This is a genomic window from Pseudobacter sp. (genome assembly GCF_051955275.1).
In the GTDB taxonomy this organism is placed as follows: Bacteria; Bacteroidota; Bacteroidia; order Chitinophagales; family Chitinophagaceae; genus Pseudobacter.
Map to the genome: position 1 here is coordinate 1 of NZ_JBQCGW010000226.1, position 7,689 is coordinate 7,689.

The window sequence follows — 7,689 nt, forward strand, 5'->3', positions numbered from 1 at the left end:
GGATGGCACCTGGCAATGGCCAGCACTTTCTTTCCCATCATGGAATCCTCCACCGGCCAGAAATTATAATTGTTGCGGCGATAATCCACACCGTTCAGTGAATAAGTAGGTCTTTGTGCATAAAACCAGTACTTGGAAGCCCGCTGGTAGGAGTTGATGAAAACTACCGGAAGTCCTGCGGCTTTTTCTTCCACTGCTTTCACCCAAACCTTATTACCATGTACTTCATCCGCCTTGTGAAACCAGCCTGTAGCCGGAAAAAAAGAAAGCAGGTAGATCCGCGTCAGCAGAATGAGAAACAGGGTGAGCGGCACACTTTTGATCAGCCATTTCTGTTCATGTAACAGGGGATTGTTCAGGAACTGATGCCCCAGCACCATCAGTGGAATGAAAGCGGGGAGAGTCCAGTTGGCCTCCACCCGGCCTTTGAAAGTCATCAGGAAGAAAAACGCGTATATACCTGCCAGTGAAAACTTCATAGCCCGGTCAACCGCTGTTGCCGGTTTGAGCTTAAATGCGGCCCAGAGCAGGAGCCAACCCATCACTGGTCCGGTCATGGCTATCTGTCCCAGCAGGTATTCAATGGTATAGCTTATTTTATATTCACTGGCATTCCTTTCAAAAAGATGGTATTGAACGGAAGGCATACCATGTGTGTATTGCCAGTAAAGATGAGGGGAAAAGAGAAGTAGTGTGAACAGCGCGGCAAGCCAGGTCTGGTATTTTTTAAAAAGCGAAAGGTCGGACAGCAATGTAAAAAAGATGATCAGCACTCCGTGGTACTTACTGTAGAGCATCAGGGCCATGCCAGCTCCCAGCAGTAGGGTATTGAGAATATCTGTGTTTTCCCGGAACTTTTTATAGAATAAAAAGAATAAGGCCACAGTAAAAAGAAGTGGTGCATCGGGTGCTGCAATCATACCTCCGATCTGTGCCACGGCCACGGTGCAGGCTATAGCGTAAAAGAGAAGATCATTTTTCTGAGGAATCAGTTGCCGGATGATGAAGATGGTAGCAGTATTCAGCAGTACTACAAAAAACCGTACACCCAGTGCGTTTCCAAAGAGTCCATAACCAGCCTTGATCAGCATTGCGATCATTGGTGGATGATCGAAGTATCCCCAGGCGGGAAATTGAGAGTAGACCCAGTAGTAAGCTTCATCATCAATCAATTCAGTTAAGCCGGCCTGAATGAAATTTATAATGAACCAGGTCAGGAAGAATAGTAAGCAGTGGTGCTTGCGCACGAGAGTGAACATAAACAGCAACAACACCCGGACAATCAGCAATGTTTAGCGGAACCCATCAATTTTTTTACAGCGGCTTTCGCACTGAGGAAACGCTGATCGTAATCGCCGGAAATGTCCACCCATGGCACAGCCTGGTTGATCATGATGTCTTTGTAAAGGTGGTATAACTGCTGGCGGGAAACCAGGTCGGGGTACTCGCGGAACTCATCTTTCACCCATGGCAGATCGATATTGCAGAGCAGGTAAAGATCGTATTTACGGGTAACGATATTATCCAGGATCCACTGATGGCAGCGATAAAAAACAAACTCACACCAGACCTTCATAACATAGAGGTCAGTATCTATGAACAACGGCCCATCCAGTGGAAATTTCTGTGGAAAAGAAGCGGCATATTTTTCTTCCAGCGCAACCTGTCCTTTTGCGATGGTCAACAGGTCTTCATAAGTGTAACCGGCTCCATGCTCAACCAGGTATTCCCGGGCATATTCCGGCACCCAGGCTGTTCCGAAAAAATCAGCCAGCTGCTGACAGAGGGAACTCTTGCCGGTAGATTCAGGTCCTATGATCACTATTTTTTTCATGAAGCCAGTCTTGCTCTTGAATGCAAGATACAGTATGCGAAGGATTTCAGATATTTGATGGCATCAAACCTATGCCGATGTCTTTCTTCCAAAACAAAATAGTGTGGATCACCGGTGCTTCTTCCGGGATTGGTGAAGCCCTTACTTATGAGCTGGCGCAGCGCGGCGCAAAGCTGATCATCTCTTCCCGTCGGGAAGAAGAGCTGAAACGTGTGCAGCAGCAATCAGGTAAGCCGGCACAGATCAGAACGCTGGTGCTCGACCTGGAAAAGGCAGATAGCCTGGAGGCTGCCACCAGCAATGCTTTGGCTGCATTCGGACAGGTGGATATCATGATCCATAACGGAGGGATCAGCCAGCGCTCCAAAGTGATGGACACCCTGCCAGCAGTGCAGCGCAAGGTAATGGAGGTGGATTATTTCAGTTATATAGAACTTACCAGGTTGCTGCTACCTCATTTTCAGGAAAGAAAGACCGGTCATTTTGTAGTGATCAGCAGTGTGATGGGCAAGATCGGTACGCCTATGCGCTCTGCCTATGCTGCCGCCAAACATGCTTTACATGGGTTCTTCGATTGCCTGCGTGCCGAGGTCTGGAAATTCAACTGCAAAGTAACCATCATAACGCCGGGGTATATACGAACCAATGTCAGCCGTAATGCCGTGACTGCTACGGGAGCAAAACTGAATGAAGAAGGAAAGAATATCGGGAATGGTTATTCCGCGGAATTGACTGCAAAGCAGATCCTGAAAGCAATCGAGAAAGGAAAATTTGAGAAGTATGTGGGTAAGCCTTTTTCACAGGAGCGCCTGGCGATACTGCTGATGCGCTTCTTTCCAACCCAGGCCATAAAGATCTTCATGAAAGCGATGCCGGAGTAAAATTACTTTTCGCAGAGGGCTTTTAAATTCAGCAATCCCTGTTCAAATTGTTTCTGGAGGGTCTTGTTCAGGATAGGCCCCATCAGCCTTCCCATGGGATAGGGAAGCTCCCCGTTATTCTGCCAGGTGATCTTGGTTTCAGCATTGCCCCATTCATCGAAGCGCCAGTTATCGTTGGCGCTGGATTTAAATGGTTTGATGAATTCAAGATCGAAATGAATATGTTTTGAATCGATATCTTTCAGGGTGAGTGAGCCTTCTCCCACCTTTTTTCCTTTCCAGGAATAACGATGGCCCCTGGTCATGGGTGTTCCGGTGATCTCCTGTTTGCTGTCAGGCTCTGTTTTCTGCCAGGGATTCCATTGTGCGTAATAGTGCAGGTCTGCCACTTTCTCCATCACAGAGCCCGGTGGCCTGTTGATGATGATGTTCTTCTCTATGTTATATGAACCTGGCAGGAGTGCGGCAATCAGCAATGCTGCCACTACGAGCAGGCCCAACACCAACAGTATAGTATATACAACAACCATAAGCGGGCAGTTTAACTAAAAGTACGGTAAACGGCAGCAAATGTCAAGCCACCTGAATATTATCATATCCAACTAAAAAAGCCGGTACTGATAAGGACCGGCTTTTTCAATAGTATAGTAACGAGTGATTACTCGGCTTCTGCCACTACTTCTTTCACTTCAGGGATCATGCGCTTCATCATTCCTTCGATACCCGCTTTGAGGGTGATCATGGAGGAAGGGCATCCACTGCAGCTTCCCTGTAACATCAGGTTCACTACGCCATCGTCATAACTTTTGAACTGGATAGCACCACCATCCATTTCAACGGCTGGCTTTACATAGTTTTCCAGTAGTTCTTTGATACGTTTAACCACATCATCGTCATCAGCGGCTACCAGGTTGCTGCTCTCCGGTTTGATAGCAGCTACTTCGTCCTCATTGATTACGGATTTAGTATTGTCTTCCAGGTATTCTTTCAGGATCTGGCGGATAGTAGGGATCACATCGGTCCACTCAGTTTCCGCGGTTTTAGTGAGGGTAACAAAGTTACTGGCAATAAAAACGGACCTGATGAAAGGGAAACCAAACAATTCTATAGCGAGTGGGGAGGGCTTTGCGCTCTCCACATCAGGAAAATCAATGCTTTTACCCGGGTATAACAGCTTATTGGCTACGAATTTCATCGTTTCCGGGTTAGGAGTCATTTCGGTATAAATGCTGATGACAGGATTTCCTGTTTTAATCATAATTCACGGTGTTTATCTTGCAAAAATAACAAAGACCGGCCAGCAATTGTTTTTTAATTCCTGAAAACAGTTGGCCGGACAGAAATTAAAGGAATCTATTACACGGGCGTGGAATGATCGCAGTCATCTGCGTGTGCATGGTTGTGGACCCGGCAGAAACGATAGTTCAGCAGGTGCGCAGCAATAATGAAGATCACGGCAAAAGGCAGGATCCAGAACTGATGGTGATGCCATACCTGTTTGGCAATCAGCAGAATAATGCCGGCGGCAAAAAGCGCCCATGGCAGCATGCTGTGGTGATGCTTCCTGTATCCATGCCAGAGTGAATAAGACCCGATGGCAAAAGCCAGGAAGATCATGAAATATTCAAAAGGCTCGTTTTCGATAATATTGATCCCGAAAACGGGCAGGCTTGATAATAATAATGGTAAAATGGCGCAGTGAATAGCGCAGGCCAGCGATGTGGCAACTCCCCAGGCGTCCCAGTTTATCCGGTTCATATTGCAAAGATACAGGAGCCAGCGAACATTCTGCAACTTAGTTGCAAATAATTTGTCAAAACTGGAAAAATGATGGTTATCGGGGCATACGGGCGTAACTTTGCAGGCAGTATTAACTCCGCTAACCGATTGTAGAATGATGAAGAAGAAATTGTTTTTTTACCTGGCCTTTTTCGTAGTGCTTTCTGTTGGATTTTATTTTGCCCTTACCCTGGTAATCCCCGGCTTCGGAGATGTGAAGCTGCCGGTGCTCAGCCATGTAAAACCATTTCACTTCGAAAATCAGGATGGGAAACAGGTAGACGAAAGGCTGGTGGCAGGTAAAGTGTATGTAGCTGAATTCTTTTTTACCACCTGCAAAAGTATCTGCCCGATCATGAACAGGAACCTGAAGCCGGTGTATGAAGCATTCAAAGATGAGCACGGTTTTATGATACTCTCGCATACCAGCGATCCGGAAACAGATTCTGCAGCCAGACTGAAAGTATATGCGCGGGACTCGCTGAATGTAAATACAGAGCGCTGGACTTTTGTAACAGGCAGGAAGGACAGTCTTTATAATGCGGCGCGGAACAGTTACCTGCTGGATGATCCCAAGAATAATATGGTGAGCATCGATCAGCAATTCCTGCATACCCAGTTCATGGCGCTGGTAGATAAGTCAGGCCAGGTGCGGAAGATCTACGATGGGCTGAAGAAAGATGAACTGGAAGAACTGATCAAAGATATCCGCGGACTGCTGGCAGAACCGGTATCTCAGGAACGATTCAGTAACAATATGTTCGGCAACTGATATTGCCGGCACTCAATAAAGGATGGATAATATGAACATGCACAGATCACACGATTCACAGATCGATCATATTCTCAAGCATAATCAGCTGAGCGTAACCGATAGTCGTAAGAAGATCCTCGAACTTTTTCTACAAGCAAACGGTGCGTTGGCGCATGGTGATATTGAAAAGAAAACGGGAGAGAAGTTTGACAGGGTAACGGTATACCGTACCCTACAAGTGTTCATGGAAAAAGGAATTGTGCACACCATTCCCACTCCGGATAATTCCGTACTCTACGCATTATGTAAAGATGATTGTACTGAGGGCCATCATCACGATAATCACGTTCACTTCGTTTGCAATCATTGTGGCAATACCATTTGCCTGGAAGAAGTGGTGATCCCTGAAGTTAAGCTCCCTAAAGGGTTTCAGCCCGCAGAAGTGCAGATGATAGTATCAGGGATTTGCAGTGAGTGCCACTGAGAAGATGAGAAATGTCAATCTAACGTTATAGTACATATTGAGAATCAACAGCTCTTTAACCGCGTAGGTTTTAAACAAAAAATAAAGCCCCGATGTGGAAACAACGGGACTTTTGGTTAAGGCTCTGATTAGTAGCTAGTTTATGATGTCAGATGATAAATCATCCTATCAAATTGCAGATTTTGAATAACAAAGATAATTGTTAGCACGAATAAATTGTATACCACTAACTGGGTATTTTTTTTCGGCCATCAATTAACGTAGGACTTCCAGTTCCTGCTTCACGAAGTTCATCAACTTTTTAATATGTTCGGGTGAAAAGTTGAAAACCAGTCCAGCCGCCTGATACAGCTCGGGTAGTGTTCTGGTGCCTCCGAGACTGAGCGCATTCATATAGTTGTCTAACGCTGCTTCTTTATTATCACGGAATTGCATCCAGAGACCAATGGCTCCCAGTTGAGCAATACCGTATTCGATGTAATATAAAGGTACTTCAAAAAGATGGAGCTGACGTTGCCAGCCGTAATTGCGATAGTTTTCCAGTCCCGAGAAATCAATTTCGTCAGACGAGAACTCCTGTAATATTTCCATCCATTTTGCGGCTCTTTCTTCCAGGGTATGCGTTGGATTTTCGTACACCCAGTGTTGGAATTTGTCGATGGTGGCAATCCAGGGAAAGATGGTGATCACCCTCTCCAGCTGATGCTCTTTGGCGCGCATCAGATCTTCTTCCTTATCGAAGAAAACTTCCCAGGAATCCATGGAGAAAAGTTCCATGCTCATGCTGGCCACCTCTGCGATCTCCATCGGGTACTCTTTGAAGGAGCTCAGTTTCAGGGGATGCGCCAGGAAGGAATGAATAGCGTGTCCACCTTCGTGAACCATGGTAGTTACATCGCCCATCTGGCCGGCCGCGTTCATAAAAATAAAAGGAGCACCACTTTCTGCTAACGGGCAGTTATAACCGCCGGGCGCTTTGCCTTTTCTGCTTTCCAGGTCAAAATGCTTCAATTCTTCCATTTTTCGAAGACAATCGGCGAAAAATGGCCTCAAATCTTCGAAAACTTTCACTGTTTTGTCGAGCAGCTCTTTGCCACCCTTGAAAGGATTGAGGGGTGCGATACCTGCAGGTTCTGCTTCAGTATCCCAGGGTCTCAGGGTATCCAGTCCCAATTTCGCTTTCTTTTTCCGGTAGATGGCATTCACCAGGGGCAGTACATGCAGTTTCACCGCTTCATGGAACTGGAAACAGTCTTCCTTGGTATAATCAAAACGGCCTAATTCCTTGAATTTATAGTCGCGATAGTTAGAAAAACCCGCATTTTGGGCTAATTTATCCCGTTTTTGCACCAAAGTGCTGAATAATTCATTTAATGCATCCTTATCTTCCAGTCTTCTTTTCTGAATGGCGTGATAAGCTGTTTCGCGGATGTTTCTGTCAGGATTCTCCAGGAATTTGGCAGCCTGCTGTAAAGTGTATTCCTGGCTATTTATAGAAACTGTCATTTTTCCTGAAATCTGACCGAATTGTTGCTGCAAAACGCCCAATTCCGAGTGAATCGGAATATTTTCTTCACGAAAAAGGTCAATACTCTTTTTCACTCCCCGCAGGTAAGTGAAATATTCTTTCTGGTCCAGCTCCTTTGTAAATGGATTTTCGATGAGCTTTCTGTTCAATTGATCGGCATAAGGGCCCATTTTCGGTTGGATCTCGGTTACAAAGAACACAAAAGCTTCTTCCAGGGCCTTATTTTCGGTATCACAGGTCATTTTGATCTGGCGCCAGCAGGCGTCTTCGCTTATCATGGCTTCAAGTTCACTCATATCCTGCAGCCATTGCTCCATGTCTGAAGAGGAATTGATGGGTCTTTCCAGCAATTCCCTGAACCAGGGCTCCAGTGTTTCCCAGGTGGTGATGGTGTAATCTGCGGGAAGGTATTTTCGGGGTAGCTTTTTA

At 45.9% G+C, this 7,689-nt stretch carries 9 protein-coding genes; 3 read left to right on the forward strand and 6 right to left on the reverse strand.

Going from position 1 to position 7,689, the window contains the following annotated elements:
- Together ACTHMC_RS19810 and ACTHMC_RS19815 are read right to left on the reverse strand one after the other, a co-directional pair.
- Positions 1 to 1,247: ArnT family glycosyltransferase (locus ACTHMC_RS19810; protein WP_440415731.1), on the reverse strand; the 1,247-nt coding region annotated here is incomplete at its 3' end.
- Positions 1,248 to 1,282: 35 nt separating this feature from the next.
- Positions 1,283 to 1,834 carry an AAA family ATPase gene (locus ACTHMC_RS19815; RefSeq protein ID WP_440415733.1) on the reverse strand — a complete coding sequence of 184 codons (552 nt, stop codon included), beginning with the start codon at positions 1,832 to 1,834 and terminating at the stop codon, positions 1,283 to 1,285.
- A 77-nt stretch (positions 1,835 to 1,911) separates the two neighbouring features.
- Between ACTHMC_RS19815 and ACTHMC_RS19820 the strand changes: the two genes are divergently transcribed.
- Positions 1,912 to 2,715 (forward strand): SDR family oxidoreductase, encoded by an 804-nt coding sequence (locus ACTHMC_RS19820; protein ID WP_440415735.1) that lies wholly within the window; start codon positions 1,912 to 1,914, stop codon positions 2,713 to 2,715.
- Positions 2,716 to 2,717: 2 nt separating this feature from the next.
- On the opposite strand, the gene ACTHMC_RS19825 is transcribed toward ACTHMC_RS19820, so the two are convergent.
- The 3 genes from ACTHMC_RS19825 to ACTHMC_RS19835 all read right to left on the reverse strand — a co-directional run bounded on the left by ACTHMC_RS19825 (position 2,718) and on the right by ACTHMC_RS19835 (position 4,473).
- On the reverse strand, positions 2,718 to 3,245 hold the full coding sequence (locus tag ACTHMC_RS19825; RefSeq protein ID WP_440415737.1) for an SRPBCC family protein: 528 nt from the start codon (positions 3,243 to 3,245) through the stop codon (positions 2,718 to 2,720).
- A gap of 128 nt (positions 3,246 to 3,373) precedes the next feature.
- Entirely contained in the window at positions 3,374 to 3,973 is a 600-nt protein-coding gene (locus tag ACTHMC_RS19830) for a NifU family protein (RefSeq protein ID WP_440415739.1), read from the reverse strand.
- Between the two features lie 98 nt (positions 3,974 to 4,071).
- Positions 4,072 to 4,473 carry a MerC domain-containing protein gene (locus tag ACTHMC_RS19835; RefSeq protein WP_440415740.1) on the reverse strand — a complete coding sequence of 134 codons (402 nt, stop codon included), beginning with the start codon at positions 4,471 to 4,473 and terminating at the stop codon, positions 4,072 to 4,074.
- A 136-nt stretch (positions 4,474 to 4,609) separates the two neighbouring features.
- On the opposite strand from ACTHMC_RS19835, the gene ACTHMC_RS19840 reads away from it, so the two are divergent.
- Both ACTHMC_RS19840 and ACTHMC_RS19845 read left to right on the forward strand, forming a co-directional pair.
- The gene (locus tag ACTHMC_RS19840; protein WP_440415742.1) at positions 4,610 to 5,266 is read left to right on the forward strand and encodes an SCO family protein; all 657 of its coding nucleotides are present in this window, start codon (positions 4,610 to 4,612) and stop codon (positions 5,264 to 5,266) included.
- Between the two features lie 31 nt (positions 5,267 to 5,297).
- Positions 5,298 to 5,732, forward strand: coding sequence for a Fur family transcriptional regulator (locus ACTHMC_RS19845; RefSeq protein ID WP_440415744.1), 435 nt, complete (start codon positions 5,298 to 5,300; stop codon positions 5,730 to 5,732).
- 255 nt (positions 5,733 to 5,987) lie between these two features.
- Here ACTHMC_RS19845 and ACTHMC_RS19850 read toward each other — a convergent pair.
- Positions 5,988 to 7,689 (reverse strand): M3 family oligoendopeptidase (locus ACTHMC_RS19850; RefSeq protein ID WP_440415746.1); only part of this gene is annotated, 1,702 nt, incomplete at its 5' end.